Origin of the sequence: Carboxylicivirga linearis, from assembly GCF_018271995.1 — a bacterium.
In the GTDB taxonomy this organism is placed as follows: domain Bacteria; phylum Bacteroidota; class Bacteroidia; order Bacteroidales; family Marinilabiliaceae; genus Carboxylicivirga; species Carboxylicivirga linearis.
Genome location: NZ_JAGUCO010000019.1, coordinates 1 through 16,701, shown reverse-complemented (window position 1 = coordinate 16,701; position 16,701 = coordinate 1). Strand labels below are relative to the sequence as shown.

At 36.6% G+C, this 16,701-nt stretch carries 14 protein-coding genes; 4 read left to right on the top strand and 10 right to left on the bottom strand.

From position 1 onward, the window contains the following. The first annotated feature begins 333 nt into the window (after window positions 1–333). On the top strand, window positions 334–1,329 hold the full coding sequence (locus tag KEM10_RS17740; RefSeq protein ID WP_212217452.1) for a class II fructose-bisphosphate aldolase: 996 nt from the start codon (window positions 334–336) through the stop codon (window positions 1,327–1,329). Window positions 1,330–1,393: 64 nt separating this feature from the next. On the opposite strand, the gene tamL is transcribed toward KEM10_RS17740, so the two are convergent. Beyond that, the gene (gene tamL, locus KEM10_RS17735; protein ID WP_317196688.1) at window positions 1,394–3,745 is read right to left on the bottom strand and encodes a translocation and assembly module lipoprotein TamL; all 2,352 of its coding nucleotides are present in this window, start codon (window positions 3,743–3,745) and stop codon (window positions 1,394–1,396) included. A gap of 130 nt (window positions 3,746–3,875) precedes the next feature. On the opposite strand from tamL, the gene KEM10_RS17730 reads away from it, so the two are divergent. Then, a complete protein-coding gene (locus tag KEM10_RS17730; protein ID WP_212217450.1) occupies window positions 3,876–4,637 on the top strand; it encodes a TrmH family RNA methyltransferase in 762 nt (253 codons plus the stop codon). Between the two features lie 317 nt (window positions 4,638–4,954). Here the strand turns inward: KEM10_RS17730 and KEM10_RS17725 are convergent, their stop codons facing one another. The 5 genes from KEM10_RS17725 to purL form a co-directional block, all read right to left on the bottom strand. Beyond that, window positions 4,955–6,532 (bottom strand): NAD(P)/FAD-dependent oxidoreductase, encoded by a 1,578-nt coding sequence (locus KEM10_RS17725; protein ID WP_212217448.1) that lies wholly within the window; start codon window positions 6,530–6,532, stop codon window positions 4,955–4,957. 70 nt (window positions 6,533–6,602) lie between these two features. Next, window positions 6,603–7,328: a type IX secretion/gliding motility protein PorT/SprT gene (porT, locus tag KEM10_RS17720; protein ID WP_244825987.1), complete on the bottom strand. Its 726-nt coding sequence runs from the start codon at window positions 7,326–7,328 to the stop codon at window positions 6,603–6,605. 47 nt (window positions 7,329–7,375) lie between these two features. Further along, complete coding sequence (ubiE, locus tag KEM10_RS17715) at window positions 7,376–8,104, bottom strand: bifunctional demethylmenaquinone methyltransferase/2-methoxy-6-polyprenyl-1,4-benzoquinol methylase UbiE (RefSeq protein ID WP_212217445.1); 729 nt, start codon at window positions 8,102–8,104, stop codon at window positions 7,376–7,378. Window positions 8,105–8,258: 154 nt separating this feature from the next. After that, entirely contained in the window at window positions 8,259–8,780 is a 522-nt protein-coding gene (locus KEM10_RS17710) for a TlpA family protein disulfide reductase (protein ID WP_212217442.1), read from the bottom strand. A gap of 21 nt (window positions 8,781–8,801) precedes the next feature. Further along, window positions 8,802–11,027 carry a phosphoribosylformylglycinamidine synthase subunit PurL gene (gene purL / locus KEM10_RS17705; RefSeq protein WP_212217438.1) on the bottom strand — a complete coding sequence of 742 codons (2,226 nt, stop codon included), beginning with the start codon at window positions 11,025–11,027 and terminating at the stop codon, window positions 8,802–8,804. 237 nt (window positions 11,028–11,264) lie between these two features. Here purL and KEM10_RS17700 point away from each other — a divergent pair, with 237 nt between their 5' ends. Further along, window positions 11,265–12,023, top strand: a complete 759-nt coding sequence (locus tag KEM10_RS17700) for an SDR family oxidoreductase (RefSeq protein WP_212217436.1) — start codon at window positions 11,265–11,267, stop codon at window positions 12,021–12,023. A 66-nt stretch (window positions 12,024–12,089) separates the two neighbouring features. On the opposite strand, the gene KEM10_RS17695 is transcribed toward KEM10_RS17700, so the two are convergent. From KEM10_RS17695 to KEM10_RS17685, 3 genes are all read right to left on the bottom strand, one after another. Further along, window positions 12,090–12,647, bottom strand: a complete 558-nt coding sequence (locus tag KEM10_RS17695) for a hypothetical protein (protein ID WP_212217433.1) — start codon at window positions 12,645–12,647, stop codon at window positions 12,090–12,092. 19 nt (window positions 12,648–12,666) lie between these two features. Continuing rightward, window positions 12,667–13,584: a DUF6588 family protein gene (locus tag KEM10_RS17690; protein ID WP_212217430.1), complete on the bottom strand. Its 918-nt coding sequence runs from the start codon at window positions 13,582–13,584 to the stop codon at window positions 12,667–12,669. Window positions 13,585–13,732: 148 nt separating this feature from the next. Further along, window positions 13,733–14,482, bottom strand: coding sequence for an NADPH-dependent oxidoreductase (locus KEM10_RS17685; RefSeq protein WP_244825985.1), 750 nt, complete (start codon window positions 14,480–14,482; stop codon window positions 13,733–13,735). Between the two features lie 103 nt (window positions 14,483–14,585). Here KEM10_RS17685 and KEM10_RS17680 point away from each other — a divergent pair, with 103 nt between their 5' ends. Then, window positions 14,586–15,611 (top strand): alpha/beta fold hydrolase, encoded by a 1,026-nt coding sequence (locus KEM10_RS17680; RefSeq protein ID WP_212217427.1) that lies wholly within the window; start codon window positions 14,586–14,588, stop codon window positions 15,609–15,611. Between the two features lie 54 nt (window positions 15,612–15,665). On the opposite strand, the gene KEM10_RS17675 is transcribed toward KEM10_RS17680, so the two are convergent. Continuing rightward, window positions 15,666–16,701: fasciclin domain-containing protein (locus KEM10_RS17675; RefSeq protein WP_212217424.1), on the bottom strand; the 1,036-nt coding region annotated here is incomplete at its 5' end.

The following is a 16,701-nucleotide window of genomic DNA, read 5'->3' as shown; positions in this document are numbered from 1 at the left end:
AATTAATCACAAATTTAATGAGAATACTATTGGAAATCCATATAAAATAATCTATCCAGATCCTCAAGAATATTGAACCGGTAAAGTTACTAAATGTTTACGGCTAATCAGAATTTCTTTCCTCTTTATTTAGAATGAAGAAAAATATCTTTAAATATTCTAAAATAGACCAAACAACCACCTATAAATATTGGATAACAATAAACTAATGTTTACTTTTGCCGCCTCAAACTTACACTTAACTATAAATACACAACATGCTTGTTTCAATTTAATATCAAACAAGGTGTTTTTGTTGTAAAATTATTAGTTACAATTTATAAATACAGACAAATGGCAATTAATTACAAAGAACTAGGGCTTTCAAGTACGCCTGAATTGTTCAAAAAAGCGGTTGCTGGCGGATACGCTATTCCTGCTTACAACTTCAACAACCTTGAGCAGATGCAGGCAATTATTCAAGCTTGTGTTGAAACAAAATCACCAGTTATCTTACAAGTTTCTGCAGGAGCAAGAAAATATGCTAATGCTACTTTATTAAGAAACATGGCTAAAGGTGCTGTTGAGTATGCGAAAGAGCTAGGATACGAAATTCCTGTTGTTCTTCACCTTGACCACGGTGATACTTTCGAACTATGTAAAGATTGTATCGATAACGGTTTCTCTTCAGTAATGATTGATGGATCGCACCACTCATACGAAGAAAATGTTGCCTTAACTTCAAAAGTAGTAGAATATGCTCATGCTCATGGTGTAGCTGTTGAAGGTGAGCTTGGAGTATTAGCAGGTGTTGAGGATGATGTAGTTGCTGAAGAATCAACTTACACAAGACCTGAAGAAGTAGAAGATTTCGTAAAAAGAACCGGTGTTGATTCATTGGCTATTTCAATCGGTACTTCTCACGGTGCTCACAAATTTACTCCTGAGCAATGTACTAAAAACGAAGACGGAGTATTAGTTCCTCCTCCATTGAAATTTGATATTTTGGAAGAAATCGAAAAAAGAATCCCTGGATTCCCTATCGTTCTTCACGGTTCTTCTTCAGTACCACAAGAGCACGTTGCTACTATTAACGAATTTGGTGGTGCATTAAAAGCTGCTATTGGTATTCCTGAAGATCAATTACGTCAGGCTGCTAAATCAGCTGTATGTAAAATCAATATCGACTCTGATGGTCGTTTAGCAATGACTGCTGCAGTAAGAAAAGTAATGGCTGAAAACCCAGGTGAATTCGATCCTCGTAAATACTTAGGTCCTGCTCGTGATATATTGAAAGATCTTTACATGCAGAAAAACATTAACGTTTTAGGTTCAGCTGAAAAAGCTTAATTGTAAACGTTTTTATATAATACAAAGGAGGCTCAAAAGGCCTCCTTTCTTTATTTCTTGTAGTTTAAAACGGATATCCTATGGCAAAATTAAATGCGGTATCATCCCAGGTTAATGCTCTTCTTCCTAATATCCACCTATCACCTTTTTGTAATGATGGATCACGAGCTTTCAGCCCCATATCTAACCTGAAAACAAAATAATTAAAATCAAGGCGCAATCCGGTGCCCACCCCTACTGCTAATTGCTTATAAAACTGGTTAAATTTAAACAGACCATTTGCATCACGCACCTCGTCACCTGTACTTGTAATATCCCAAATATTTCCAACATCAAGGAATAAAGCCCCTTCCAACAACCAAAATAGTTTATAGCGATACTCTGCATTGAATTCCAGCTTAATATCAGCTGTCATGTTATAGTAGTTGATCACACTCTCTTTATGCGAACCAGGCCCTAAACCTCTTACCGGCCATGCTCTAACGCTATTAGCTCCACCTGAGAAGTATTGCTTCACAAAAGGCATAGTTTGGGAATTGCCATAAGGATAAGCCACACCTGCAAAGAAGCGATAAGCAAAAGAATTGATTCGGTTTACATTAAAATGATAACGGATATCAATATCTGACTTAAGGTATTGTGCGTATCTAATACCAAGCAATTCCTTATAGTCACCACTACCACCTAAATTAAACAGATTGGTAAACCCGTTTAAAATATTACCGGCAACTTCAATATTAGACTGGAAATACCAATAATTTTTTTCTCCCGGAGAAAGCTGTTCATTATAGATATACGAATAAGAAGTACTACTGATCAGCTGATCCTGATAACTGTATATTAAATATGTCGGCTCAATTCTATCATAAAATTCGGGATCGATGTATGGTACATTTATCAAACTCAACTCAAAAGGTGAAAGATAATGAGTTACCAATGGATTTGATTTCCAATTATAACTTAAACGACCATTGATAATAATTCGCGTATAATCCGGACGACGCTGATAGTTATAGGCAGCCGATATACCGGTACGAGGATTATATCTTTTTCGAAAACTTTCAATTTTAAATGGCACTAAAAATTTAGGTATGGTCACTGATGTTTCAGTCCCAAACTCAAATGTATTAAAACTAATTTTCTCCACACCTTGGGTTTGTCTTTCGGTTGCTGTCCTTATCCCAAACTCAAAAACCTCCCCTCCACGAGCAATATTTTTGTGTTTATATTTAAAGCTTCCTGCTGCTCCAAGGTTACCCGATGAGTTGGTACCTTCTATTTCAAAGGTATAACTCTGTGTTTTTGATGCTGACAATTGTATATAACAATCAAGCTGCTGATTTCCTTCTTCATCCAGCATTTGGTCGGCTACTTTAAATCGAATATTTATAAACCTAAACAACTGAATATCTGAGAGCAGGTTTTGAGTTTTATTCACCAACTCTTCCTTATAAAACTGTCCCGGAAAAATATAATTCGAATTGATCAACACATCAGCTCTGAAATGAAGATCTTTGTTATATAAGATATGACAACCTTCATACATTAATGTATCAAACTGCTGAAAATAGGTTTCCTGGTGCTCCAATGCCTCTTGTGCATCAAATCCAACCACAAAATAAACATCCTTTATTTTCGACTTGCGATGATTAATAAGGGTATCCTTGTCTTTATTCAGACTAATAAGATTATTGGCTATAATTAATGAGTCGTTTACACTGTAATTATTCAAGGCACTATCAGCCCAAAAATAAATGTAATCCTTCCTAAAGTCGAAATAGCCATTATTACGTACCTTTTTAGTTATCCTTTCCCGCTCCTTGTCATGCATTCTGGCATCAAAAGGCTTACCCCTTTTCAACAAGGTCTTCACCGAATCTTCGTAAACCAGTTCTTCAATATTAGGATCGTCAATTCGGTATGATACATTATTTAAGTTATACCTGTTACCAGGTTCAATGCTATATTTAACTTTAACTTTTTTAGATGATGTTTGAATAACAGTATCCCTAACATGAGCATTAAAATAACCCTTATTGCGAAGGTAAAGGCTCAGCTGTTCATTCGATTTCATTTTAAGTACCTCATCGTACAACACTGGCTCCTCACCAATTCTTCGTAACCATTGGTTAAAACCTTTTGATCCATCTTGCCCCGAAAGATTATACAGCCCTAAATGAAACCGCCAAAAACCCAGAATTTTTATATTTCCCTTCTGACGTAAATATCCTTTCAGTTCTTCTTTAGATACATCTTTGGCTGAATTTTCTATTTCAACCTTATTAAGTAAATAGGATCCTTCCGGCACATATTTGGTTGTACTACATCCCCAAATAAACACCAAAGCGAAAATTATGCAGAGTTTAATATATATTGCTTCGACATTTCTTACCAACGCCCAGTATTTTTTTTGCACTCCTCTCAATATAATTTAAATAGGTAATTGAACCATCAGATAAATGGTTGTTTGAAACAAACTTTGGATAAAGATATTTAATTCGGTTGATAAGCTCTAACTTTACGGCCAACATTCATCAATTTTAGTTATGCTGAGTAAGAATAAGCAAAAATTAATTACTTCATTAGCCCGAAAAAAACATCGCGATCAGGAACAATTGTTCGTTGCCGAAGGACATAAATTAGTAGATGATCTGCTTACCACATCACTAAAATGTAAAATTCTGATTGCAACAGATGAGTGGTTGAACAGCAATAAGAATTATTTAAATAATACCGAAATAATAAATGCAAGCTTAAACGAAATTAAGAAAGTATCGTCTCTCAAAAGCACCCCTCCTGTGATGGCTGTTTTTGAGCAACCTGCAACTAATTTCGATTACGAACAACTATCAACAAAGCTAAGTTTATTTTTAGATGATATTCAGGATCCCGGCAACTTGGGTACTATTGTAAGAATGGCTGACTGGTTTGGTATAGAAGATGTCTTCTGCACCAAAGGATGCGCTGATATATACAATTCCAAAACGGTTCAATCTACCATGGGGGCCATTGCAAGAGTGAAAGTTCATTATATTGAAGCAGCAAACTTTTTTGACTCGATTGACAATGTAGAGATTTATGGAACTTTTCTGGAAGGTGATAATCTTTACCAAACCGATTTAAAGGCTAATGGTATTATTGTAATGGGTAACGAAGGAAATGGCATTAGTAAGGAGGTTGAAAAGTATGTGAGCACCAAAATAAATATTCCGAATTACCCACCCGAATCAGCCACAAGTGAATCATTAAATGTGGCAGTAGCAACCGCTATTACCTGTGCTGAATTCAGAAGACAATTGGCTTTTTGATTTTTTAATCCAACTTTTCTAATCCAGTTTAATACACTTTTTGATCAGAATAAGAGCCTTTTAAAAAATGATGCGCATCTTATTCTCCGGAGATACGCATCTAATGGTGTATCAGATACGCATCTCATCACATATGAGATACGCATCTCGCATACCTTTAGATATGCATCTCACGACCTTTTGATGCGCATCTAATTTCATTTTGATAAAATCTGTATCAAAAACCAATCGTACGATGTTCTAAAGAGTCAAATTAGAAGATTGTGGACAAACAAAATTATGATAGTCGACTAAAGGTTTAATCAAGACACCCTTACTTATTCATCAATATTTTTTCCGGTGATGAATTCAAAAGCTTTTTCGGCACACCTCTCTCCATCAATAGCTGAAGAAGCAATTCCTCCGGCATATCCGGCACCTTCTCCACAAGGATACAGACCACTGATTTGCACATGCTGAAAAGTGTTTCTGTCACGCGGAATTCGAACCGGTGATGATGTGCGACTTTCCACTCCTAGAATCAATGCTTCGTTCGTAACAAATCCTTTTGCCCGCTTACCAAAGTAAGCAAAACCATCCTGTAGCCTTTTACCAATATGCTCGGGTAACCAAAAGTGCATAGGAGAAGCAACGGTTCCGGGCACATACGAAGACTCGGGCAAATCAAACGAAAGCTTACCGGCAACAAAATCGGCTAGTCCCTGAGCGGGAGCTACTACTCCCTGACCTCCATTAATGCAGGCAAGACGCTCCAATTCTTTTTGAAACTCCAAACCACCTAACACCCCTTTATTTTTGTATTCACCAATATCATCTGGTCGTATTTCAACTACAATACCACTATTTGCAAAAGGTGAATCTCGCCTCGATGGTGACATTCCATTTACAACCATCTCATCGGCATCAGTCATGGCTGGAACAATAAATCCACCCGGACACATACAAAATGAGTAAACACCTCTTTCTTCAATCTGGCATGATAAGCTATAACTTGCAGCAGGCAAATACTGTCCTCTTCCGGCCGGTGAATGATATTGTATTTGATCAATCAGTTCCTGCGGATGCTCCACCCTAACACCCATGGCCCATGTTTTGGCTTCGAGTTGAATAGCCCGGTCATGTAAAAAATAATATACATCTTTTGCAGAATGGCCAGTTGCCAAAACCACAGATCTCGCCAGTATTTTTTCTCCCGATTCGGTTTCAACACCAGTAACTTTGGTGTCCTCCACTAAAAGATCGGTCACCTTAGTATTAAATAAAACTTGACCACCCGCCTTAATTATAGACTCACGCATTGATTTAATAACCCCGGGAAGCTTATCGGTGCCTATGTGCGGATGCGAATCAATTAATATTTCTTCACTGGCCCCATGAAAAGCAAATACTTCAAGCACTTTTCTAAAATCACCCCTTTTGGTACTACGGGTATATAGTTTTCCATCAGAAAAAGTACCAGCACCACCTTCTCCAAAAGCATAATTAGAGTCGGTATCTACCTGTATGTTACGATTCAACAAAGCCAAATCTTTTTTGCGCTCACTAACACCTTTTCCTCTTTCCAGCACTATAGGCTTTAAGCCCAATTCAATCAAACGCAAAGCAGCAAAATAACCTCCTGGTCCGGCACCAACCACAATTACCTCATCGGCATTACTAACATCGGGATAATTAAAAGTGATGGTTTTCGGTTTTGGTGGCTTTGTATTGGCATATGCTTCAATATGCAATTGTACCACAACAATTTTCTTACGAGCATCAATCGATCGCTTAACCACTTTAATATAGGTTAACTTCTCAGGTGCTACTTTAAGTTTCTTAGCTACCAAAGGTCGATAGAACTTTTCATCAGAAGCCTCTTTGGGAGACAAGCGCAGTACAATTTCACGTTTCATTCGCAACAAATCATTCGATATGGCTTCGAATATTCAAAGCCAGGTTATTTATTGCACAAAAGTAGTTGAATTATTCGAAATAAAAGGTAAGATGAAAAATACGAGACTTAAGCCCACTCAATGCGTCGGTATATTGCTGATCCAATAAATCGCCTGTTCCAGCCGGATTTAAGATATTTGCCAACCCAATGGATGCTTTCAGTTCCACAGACAGTCTGAAAAAAGTCATATAAAAGTCAAAACCAGCACCAAATTCTATATAACCGTCCAAAGATTTTAATAACAATCGATCTTGTACATCCTTAGCCAAATCGTATCGAGCATTAAAACCACCTACCAAATAAGGTTTTGCATTATGCATACGTAAAGCACTGTATTTAATTAACAGTGGAAACTCCAGAAAGGTAGATTTAATTTGTAAAGGAGATGATTCTATTTTTTCTTTTTCATCTTCAGGAAAATTCTCTGTATAGTACATCAAATCACGCTGTCCAAAGCTAATTCCGGGTAAAAAACGCAAATTTAAATTTGGACGTAATCGATAACTGGAAACAATTCCAATATTTAATCCCGGCCTTAGATTAACAACATCAGCATAAAGCATCTCTCCATTATCACCAATAGCTTCTCCGGTATTATAAACGCGAAAATCCATTGTATTCATCCCGATTAAAAATCCAAAATGCAATGGTTTTTCATCAAAAGGACGCAAATTAGGCACCTTTTTCTTATTATTTTGCCCCAGTAGCGGCAAAGATATAATCAAAGCTAATAAGAGTAATCCTGAAATTTTCAATGCTAATTTATTTTGATGTACACTGTTTAAACTTAATTATTAAAATTTTATTGTTGTTTCTCCGACAAATAAATCGTTGCGATTCCCATTGTTTGCTTATATCTCTTAACAGGATTCATTCCGGCATTGATCAATTCTTTATCAAACTGTTCTCCATCCGGAAAACTAAGTACTGACTCGGGCAAATAAGTATAGGCAGCTTTGTCTTTTGAAATAACGCCACCCAACCATGGAAGTATATATCTAAAATAAAACAGATACAACTGCTTAAAAGGGAAATATGCGGGCTTGGAAAATTCGAGCACCACCATTTTTCCACCAGGCTTTAATACCCTGCACATTTCAGTTAATCCTTTACCCAAGTTCTCAAAATTTCGAACGCCAAAGGCCACCATTACCGCATCAAAACGGTTGTCTTCAAACGGAAGATTTTCTGAATCACCTTCTTCAACAGAGATCCAATCAGTAAGGCCACGTTTCTTTAATTTCTCATCGGCAACTTTTAACATTTCAACCGAAATATCAACTCCTGTCACCTTACATTTCAGTCTCTTATTGGCTTCAATGGCAAGATCACCTGTTCCGGTTGCGACATCCAACACCAACGGGTTGGGTATATCTTTTAAAAGATTAATGGCCCTCTTTCTCCAAATCTTATCAATTCCCATTGATAAAAAGTGATTTAAGAAATCGTACTTGGCTGCTATATTATTAAACATACCGGCTACCTGAGTCTTTTTAGATCCGGCTTCAGATTGATATGGCTTAACTGTCATTCGTTAATTTGTTTTTGGCAAAAATACAATTGTTGGCGAAATATGTAACATAGATTAGCATTCTATTGTCTGTTAATAAAGTATGATACGACAAAAAAATAAAGGGAATAAAGCATTTTAGCCTTATCCCCTTTATTATTAGCTTGTATATTAACTACTTCAATTTGTTCTTAAGTAGCTGAATCATCTTATTAAATTCTTTATCACTGTACCCCACAGCGCTATAAATTATAGTACCATCTTTATCAACAATAAAATTGCGAGGTATATTTTGTTTTGCAAATTTACTAAACACCTCTCTTTCAGGATCCGGATAAAAAGGTAAATTCAAACTTTTCTTTTGAGCAAAAATATCTATTTCCTCTTGCGAATGCTCTCTTCCCACTACAAGTAAAGCAAATTCTTCATTATTTTTAAATTCTTTCCATACTTCCTTCTCCAAATGGGGTAATTCTTTTACACATGGACCACACCACGTTGCAAAAAAGTTAATCAAAACCACTTTCCCTTTCAAACTTTCGGCAGATACAGAAGATTCAATACCTTTTAACTCAAAAGCCGGAACTTTATCACCCACTTTCACATAATCTACTTCATCAGAATTAGCCCACGCAATAGATGTATATCCACCAATAATTACGGCAAGGGCCAGGATCACTTTCAAAACAATCTTCATAATACTATTCAAATTCAATATTTATTTACCTTCAACCCAATTTCCTAATCTTTGTTCGAAGGATTTTTTTAATTCATCAATATAGCCGTACGATTCATCGTCAATTCTAATTTCACCCTTGGTAACATGTCCTAATATTGAAAAAGGAACTCCTGTTTCCATCATAAAATCCACAAAATCATCTTGTTTTTCAGATGACACAGACACTACGACTCTACTTTGCGATTCTCCAAATAAAAATGCCTCCTTCCTTATTTCAGCATCGGATGTAATATCAAAGCCAAATTCTAATGGAATACCACATTCAAGCAAAGTAAAAAACAAACCACCGTTTGAAACATCATGCACAGAACGAACCAGATCTTTTCGAATCATTCCTGATACAGCATTCTGTAAATCTTTTTCTTCATCCACATAATAAAATGGCGGAATAGATTTTTTAATATTTAGAATGCTGGTAGCAAATTCAGATGAATTAACGTCGTTTCTTGATTTTCCAACCAAAAAGATCATGTCTCCTTTGTGACGAAACGATAACGTACAATGATGGTGCTTACTTTCAAGCAAACCAACCATGCCAATTACGGGAGTTGGCGTAATAGGTTTCAATTGTCCTTCCTCGGATCGTTGATTAAAGAAACTAACATTACCGCTAAGTACCGAAACACCATAGTCGTTACAGGCTTTTGTAATTCCTTTAATTGAGTCGATAAAAGTACCATATATTGATTTATCATTAGGATTACCGAAGTTTAAACAGTCTGATACTCCCAAAGGAATTCCGCCACCACAAACAATATTTCTACAGGCTTCGGCAACAGCTATTTGCGCTCCTTTAAATGGATCAGTTGTCATATAGGATGGATTACAATCAACACTTATGGTTAAGGCTTGCTCTGTTCCTTCCAAATCCACATAGGTTGCATCTGAAGGATATTTAAAGTAATCGCCATCAGAACAAAGTGACTGATCGAATTTATCACTCATCCAATTCTTAGACACTACATTCAAATTATTCATCATTTTCTTAACCACATCCGGATAATGATCCGGTTCATCAAACTGATCAAGATTAATATTTGTAGTATCCATTCCATCTGATGAATATTCGAGATCGTAAACCGGAGCTTCTCCACCTAATCCTACATATCGGGCCGGAATACTGGCGACCAATTCATCTTTATAAAAACATTCTACCGTTTCACCTTCATCTACTTCACCTACCACTCCCATTGACAAAGAATGCTTATCTGTAATTTCTTTTATTCTTTCTATTTTATCAACTTCTACACAAACCATCATTCTCGACCAGCTCTGAGCCAGCATTAAGTCTCTTGCTGTTAAGCCTTCTTCACGAGTTGGAACCTCTTCCAAATGCAGCTTTATAGTTGAATCACCCCGCGCAGCCATTTCACATGCTGTACCTATAATACCATGAGAAGCAATATTTTCGGCACCTAATAATAAATTCTCTTTATTCATTAAAAGGATAGCATCCTGTAATTGCTTTTCAACACTAACATCCATTAGCAGCTCAATAGGCACAGGCTTGGTATCAACACCAGCCAAACTATCGGAAGTAAAAACATCATCATCAATTCCATCTTTACCTGTAGGAGCGCCAATAACCAATACAACATTGCCTTTTCCTTTAGCTACACCGGAAAGAATTTTATTGCTTTCAACAACACCCACAACGTAATTATTAATAACAGGACTGGAATTATAGCCTTTTGAAAAATAAGTCTCCCCACCAATAATCGGTACCTGATACCCTTTTTCAAATTCACACATCCCTTTAGAAATTTCATCAAACAACCACCTAGCAGTATCCCTTTTTCCATCTCCCAAACGTAATGAATTAAGGATAGCGACAGGTTTGGCTCCCATAGAGGCTACATCACGTGTAACAATGCGCAAACCGGTATTAGCACCCAATCTTGGCTGTATAGCACAAGGATGATTATGTGATTCTATTTTTACCACACATGCCAAACCATTTCCAAGATCAATGGCTCCGGAACTTTCTTTACCAGCTCCAACCAACACTTTTTCGCCTTGAGTAGGAAGCGTTTTTAACCATTTAAGAGAGTTTTTATAACTGGCATGCTCAGACCATAACAATGAAAAAACTTCAAGTTCCAATGCATTAGGAGATCGCTTTAAGATTTCTCTAATCCGATCAAATTCATTTGACGTAAGGTTCAATTTTTCGGCTTCAGCTAATGTTGGGATAGATGTTTCCATAATTGTCAATTTTTATTTTCTCAATGAAAACTAAACTCTGTTTTTTGATATCTAAAAAAATGGTGTTTGATAATGATGAAAGTAAATAAAATAACCCACATTGCAAACAAAAGTCCTAAATTTAGCGCCATTCAGTAAGTTTCAATTGGCAGATATATAAGCAAAATTTTACCTTGCATATGATTAAGTTTATATTGAATAATTATTGAAATCTGAACACAGATTAAAGTATATACAATGACAAAAACAGCATTAATAACCGGAGCAACATCAGGAATAGGAGAAGCTACATCAGTAAAATTAGCTCAACTACACTATAACCTCATACTTACCGGAAGACGAAAAGAACGCTTAGAAAATTTAAAAAGTAAGTTAGAGAGTGAATATTCTGTTAAGATACTGACTCTTTGCTTTGATATAAGAGATAAGAAAGCCACCGACGAGGCTGTTCTGTCACTAAATGATGAATGGAAATCCGTTGATATATTGATTAACAATGCAGGCCTAGCTGCAGGGGCTGATCCGGTTCAGGAAGGAGACTGGAGCGATTGGGAACAAATGATAGATACAAATATTAAGGGATTGCTTAATATGTCGAAGCTTATTATTCCGGGAATGATTGAGCGCAAACAAGGTCACATCATTAATATTACATCTATTGCCGGCAAAGAGGTGTATGCCAACGGAAATGTTTATTGTGCTACCAAGCATGCTGTTGATGCCTTAACTAAAGGAATGCGCATTGATTTATTACCTCACAACATTAAAGTGGGATCAGTTGCACCCGGCATGGTTGAAACCGAATTTTCGATTGTGCGCTACCATGGTGATAAAAATAAAGCTGACGATGTGTATAAAGGATTAACCCCACTTTTTGCAGATGATATTGCAGATACGATTGAATTTATGGTTACAAGGCCCGCTCATGTTAATATTAACGATGTATTAATAATGCCTACAGCTCAGGCCTCTGCCGTATATAATCACAGAGACTAGAATAATAAAAGGCGCGATAAGAATTGTACCTATCACGCCTTTTAATTCTTTTCACTAAATAACTTTCTACATTCCTACTTCGGTGGTATATACAACAGTTGCATTAACAAATACTTCAACTGTTACATCCACTTCACTACCTTCAGGTGTAGTTTCACCAACAGCCTTAAAAGCTACATCTCCACTACTCATTCCTAAAGCTATATCGTTAATCTGTTTCTTTAAAGCCAGAACTCCTTCCGGAACCAACTCATTAAGAAAAACTACTTTACCATCCTTAATTTCAAACTCATAATCGTGCAAAATATACAGATACTCATCAGAGCCACTTTCTTTAATCATTAAATCAATGGTTAATTCATCGGCTGTATTTCCACTATTTTCAGTAACCTCAAACCATAATCCTTCTAGCACAACCTGATCAACAGAACCTTCATCTTCAACCGCATCATTTACTTCATCACTTATAGCTGATGCATTTATGCTAGCATCATATTCAAAACCATCGGTTTTAATATTAAAGGTGGCACTTTCACTAAAGTTCGGATATAAAAACACTTCCTTTTCTTCACAGCTAACCAGTCCTACAACCAGTAGCAACGGAAATACTATTTTTTTAATCATATTGTTCATTTTAAAGTTATTATTTTTCATTTATTCCTATGCCAAGTCCTACAGCAAAAGTATTTTGCTTGGCCAGATTATAATCTCCATGTAATTTTACGGGTCCCAGATTAAAAGTTAACCCTACGGTAAAACGCATGGTATTGGCACCTTCCATATCAAATTGTATTTTCTCACCTTGTGAGATAGATGCTTCAGAAATATCTGCACCTTCATAAGTATATTCAACATGAACCTTACTGTTCTCGTAACCTAAACCTCCATAGAAAGTAATAATGGGTATTGAATAACTACCCTGCAGATTAATTACATTGGCCGAAGCATCCATGTAATCACCTACTTTAAATGTTTGATGATAATATCCTAAAGCCAAATCCAATGGTAATTTCTCAAGATATTGATCAATACTGTGTCTTAATCCCCATCCAAACACTTTAACTTTCCCTGCATCTTCAATATCTAAACTAACAAAGCGAGCTGTAAAATCAGTTCCAAAAACAGACCCAATTGTTATCTGAGGCATTGCCAATGGTACATAATCAATATCAAAACCACCCGGAAAGCTATATTCAAATAATCCTCCACTGGCTTCAATAGGTACAATTACGCCTTCAGTCGGACCAAAAATAGTTGGAACTTCATACGGCCCTTCCTTGGGAAATAAATCACTATCTGTATAAGCCATGAATGTTTTGGCACTTGATGGTATCATTGCCACCTGACTTACTACTCCTATATACAGTTGAAAACCCATTTTATGAATACGTGCATTATGAAACAAGCCACTGTTAAAATCAGCAGAAAAAGCATCAGCAAATGGTTGCAGATACATCTTACCGTTTTCTTGTGTGTATTTCGATAAGTAATCCTCCAACGACTGTGCCTGGATACAAACGGCTATCGATAATGCAAAAAGCATTATAGTAATCTTCTTCATCTATTTTAGGTTTTAATTAAGAATCTCTAGTTTATAACGCCAATATATAACAGTAGTTGAAAGAAGGCAATGCGACTTTGATAAACGCAGCAAAAATAAAGGCAAACACTTCTGTGTTTGCCTTAAAAGATTTGAAGGTATTTTAATCTTACTCTAAGAAACCTTGTTTTTTCAATACATCCAACAATACTTTACTGAAATGTTCATTGTCGGCTTTCTTATATCTTACATCTGTAAACACCTGTGCCAATGTTTCTTTTCCATTTTCTTCAACAAATGCCTTATTTTCGGCCAATGACTCTTTGTTTTTATATAGCTGATTAATACTATCTTCAGTAAAATCATTGTAGGACTCATTATGCACGACAGCCTCTAAAGGAAGGCGATCTACTTGTTCTGGCTCTTCATCAGAATATCCTAAAGTAACGGTTGCAACCGGAACTACTCCTTTGGGTAAGTTCAATACATCAATAATTTTATCAGCTGTGTACGTTACAGTGCCCAGATAACATATGCCCAACCCTTTGGCCTCGGCAGCTATACAAACAGTTTGTGCTACTAATAATGCATCAATGGCAGCTGTCATAAAAGATAAGAAATTATCATAGCCGGGTTCAGCATTGCGTTGCATGCACCAACGATTAAAACGATTAAAATCGGCACAGAAAGTTAAAGTAACAGGTGCATTTTTAATCATTGGCTGATTAAAATGACAAGGCGACAACTCTTCTTTCTTTTTCTCATCGCGGGTAACCACAATACTATAAACCTGCATATTACCCGTTGTTGAAGCTCTTGTTCCGGCTTTCAATATTTCATTCAGAAGCTCCTGTTCGATGTCCTGATTTTTATATTTTCTAATAGAACGACGCTGCGTTAATGTATCCAGTATATTCATTTCAATGAGTTTATTTTGTTTCTGACTTGCCTAAAGGGAAAGGTCAAAATTAAAAAAATGATATATTCACATCCTAAAATCAAACGAATTAATTTGCTTAACCATGAAAATCTTAAAACTAATTGCCAAAAGCATTGGTCTTCTATTTTTAGCATTAGTACTTTTTCTGTTCGCCACCTATTTATTTGTAAAACCTAAGTTTGAAGTAGCTAAGACTGTAGCTCAGGATACAAACATTCCACATATCACCCTCGACACAGTAACTTTTCATGCCGAATCATTTGGCCCCGACACAGCACAGGTTGTAATTGCTATTCATGGTGGCCCCGGACAGGATTACCGAACCTTGCTGCCATTAAAAGAATTGGCCGATTCATTTAAAGTTGTTTTTTACGATCAAAGAGGAACCGGCTTATCTCCCAGAGTTGCAACCAGTGAGCTAAGCCTTGAATCATCGTTGAGTGATTTAGATGCCATCATAAACTATTATAGTCCTGATAAACCTGTTTATTTAATTGGCCATAGCTGGGGAGCGATGTTGGCTTCGGGTTATATTGCTCAACATCCCGAAAAAGTATTAAAGGCCGTATTGGCCGAACCCGGATTTCTAACAACCGAAACCGCTCAAACCTTTATGGAACGAACCAATGGCATGATGCCTCCTATGACGCTTTCAACAGTTTGGAGAATGACGAAAGCTTTTTTAGAATCATTAAAAGTAGATGGTCCCGATGAAGAAGCAGGAATGGATTACCTAATGGCCAGAATTATTGGTATGACTGACATCAAAAACCATCCAATGGCTGGTTATTATTGCAATGGCATGATGCCTTCGTCTGACGAACTATTCTGGCGCCTAAGTATGCAGGCCTCTCAAGCCATCAGAAAAACAGGTGTAAACAGTAATGGAGAATTTGAAATTGATTTAGTTTCAGGCTTACAAAATTTTAATAACGAAGTTCTTTTTCTTACCAGTGAATGCAATCAATTGGTTGGAGAAGATATTCAGAAGAAACATATGACTTACTTCCCCCATGCCCAAATGAAGATTGTTAAAAATGCAGGACATGATATGATTAAAGAACAACCTGATGAAAGCCTGGATATTATTAGACTTTATTTTAAATAAATAATAAAGCCACTGCAGTAATTTCTACAGTGGCTTTATAAATATTTAGCTTATTTAATTGATAATTACTTTTTGAATTATTGAATTACCATTGCCTGCTATAGTAAAGAAGTAAACTCCGTTATTCAATTCTGAAACATCAATAGATGTTTGAGTTGAAACTAAGTTTATCACTTTCACTTGCTGCCCATTAATATCAAACACTCTCAATTCAGCTTCGTTATTAAATGCTGATCCTAACTGTATTTGAACAAAGTCAGTTGCAGGATTTGGAAAGATGCTTAAGTCTATCGTTTGATCTGAGTTAATATTGGTTGCTTCACCAGGAACCAAGACTGCGTTAATAATATGAACCACTCCGTTATCTGAACCAAAATCAGCCCCAGTAACCATCGCATCATTTATATAAACATCAGACTGGTTTATAGTTACTCTTATATCTTCACCTAGTAATGTTTCCAAATGTTGCCCATCAAATAATTCATAACTAAAAGCCTTTGCTGCAACAACATGGTATAAAAGCACGTCTCTTAAACCTTCATCGGAGCTTTTCAAAACACCAACTCCATTTTCTTTTTCCATTTGCATAAATGCTTCGTTTGTTGGTGCAAAAATGGTGTAAGGTCCACCTTCCTGAAGTGCTTCCCATAATCCGGTTTGTTTCAACAAGCCCTCCAAAGTAGATAATTCAGTATTCTCTTCAATCACATCACATACATCTGATGGTGGTAGCAATACAGCATCAATCACATGTACCACACCATTATCAGCTTCGATATCAGCTACGGTCACCATTGCTTCGTTGATGTATACTTTACCATCCATGATTTTCACCTCAACTTCTTTGCCTTGAAGGGTAACTATCATATCACCATCGCTTAGATCGGTACTCATGGCTTTGGATCCAACTACATGGTACAGTAATATTTGTATTAACGCACCTTCCGGATCTTCCAGCAATACTTCTACAGTGCCTTCAGGCAAGGCAGCAAAGACATCATCGGTTGGTGCGAATACGGTAAAAGGTCCGTCTCCCATTAAGGCTTCATCCAAACCTGCTGCTCCGATAGCTGCTTCCAAAGTAGTATGT

Coding starts and splice junctions, on each gene's coding strand:
- KEM10_RS17680 (WP_212217427.1), top strand. CDS start 14,586: ATGAAAATCTTAAAACTAATTGCCAAAAGCATTGGTCTTCTATTTTTA.
- KEM10_RS17695 (WP_212217433.1), bottom strand. CDS start 12,647: ATGATTAAAAAAATAGTATTTCCGTTGCTACTGGTTGTAGGACTGGTT.
- KEM10_RS17700 (WP_212217436.1), top strand. CDS start 11,265: ATGACAAAAACAGCATTAATAACCGGAGCAACATCAGGAATAGGAGAA.
- KEM10_RS17740 (WP_212217452.1), top strand. CDS start 334: ATGGCAATTAATTACAAAGAACTAGGGCTTTCAAGTACGCCTGAATTG.
- KEM10_RS17725 (WP_212217448.1), bottom strand. CDS start 6,532: ATGAAACGTGAAATTGTACTGCGCTTGTCTCCCAAAGAGGCTTCTGAT.
- KEM10_RS17710 (WP_212217442.1), bottom strand. CDS start 8,780: ATGAAGATTGTTTTGAAAGTGATCCTGGCCCTTGCCGTAATTATTGGT.
- KEM10_RS17685 (WP_244825985.1), bottom strand. CDS start 14,482: ATGAATATACTGGATACATTAACGCAGCGTCGTTCTATTAGAAAATAT.
- KEM10_RS17730 (WP_212217450.1), top strand. CDS start 3,876: ATGCTGAGTAAGAATAAGCAAAAATTAATTACTTCATTAGCCCGAAAA.
- purL (WP_212217438.1), bottom strand. CDS start 11,027: ATGGAAACATCTATCCCAACATTAGCTGAAGCCGAAAAATTGAACCTT.
- KEM10_RS17690 (WP_212217430.1), bottom strand. CDS start 13,584: ATGAAGAAGATTACTATAATGCTTTTTGCATTATCGATAGCCGTTTGT.
- ubiE (WP_212217445.1), bottom strand. CDS start 8,104: ATGACAGTTAAGCCATATCAATCTGAAGCCGGATCTAAAAAGACTCAG.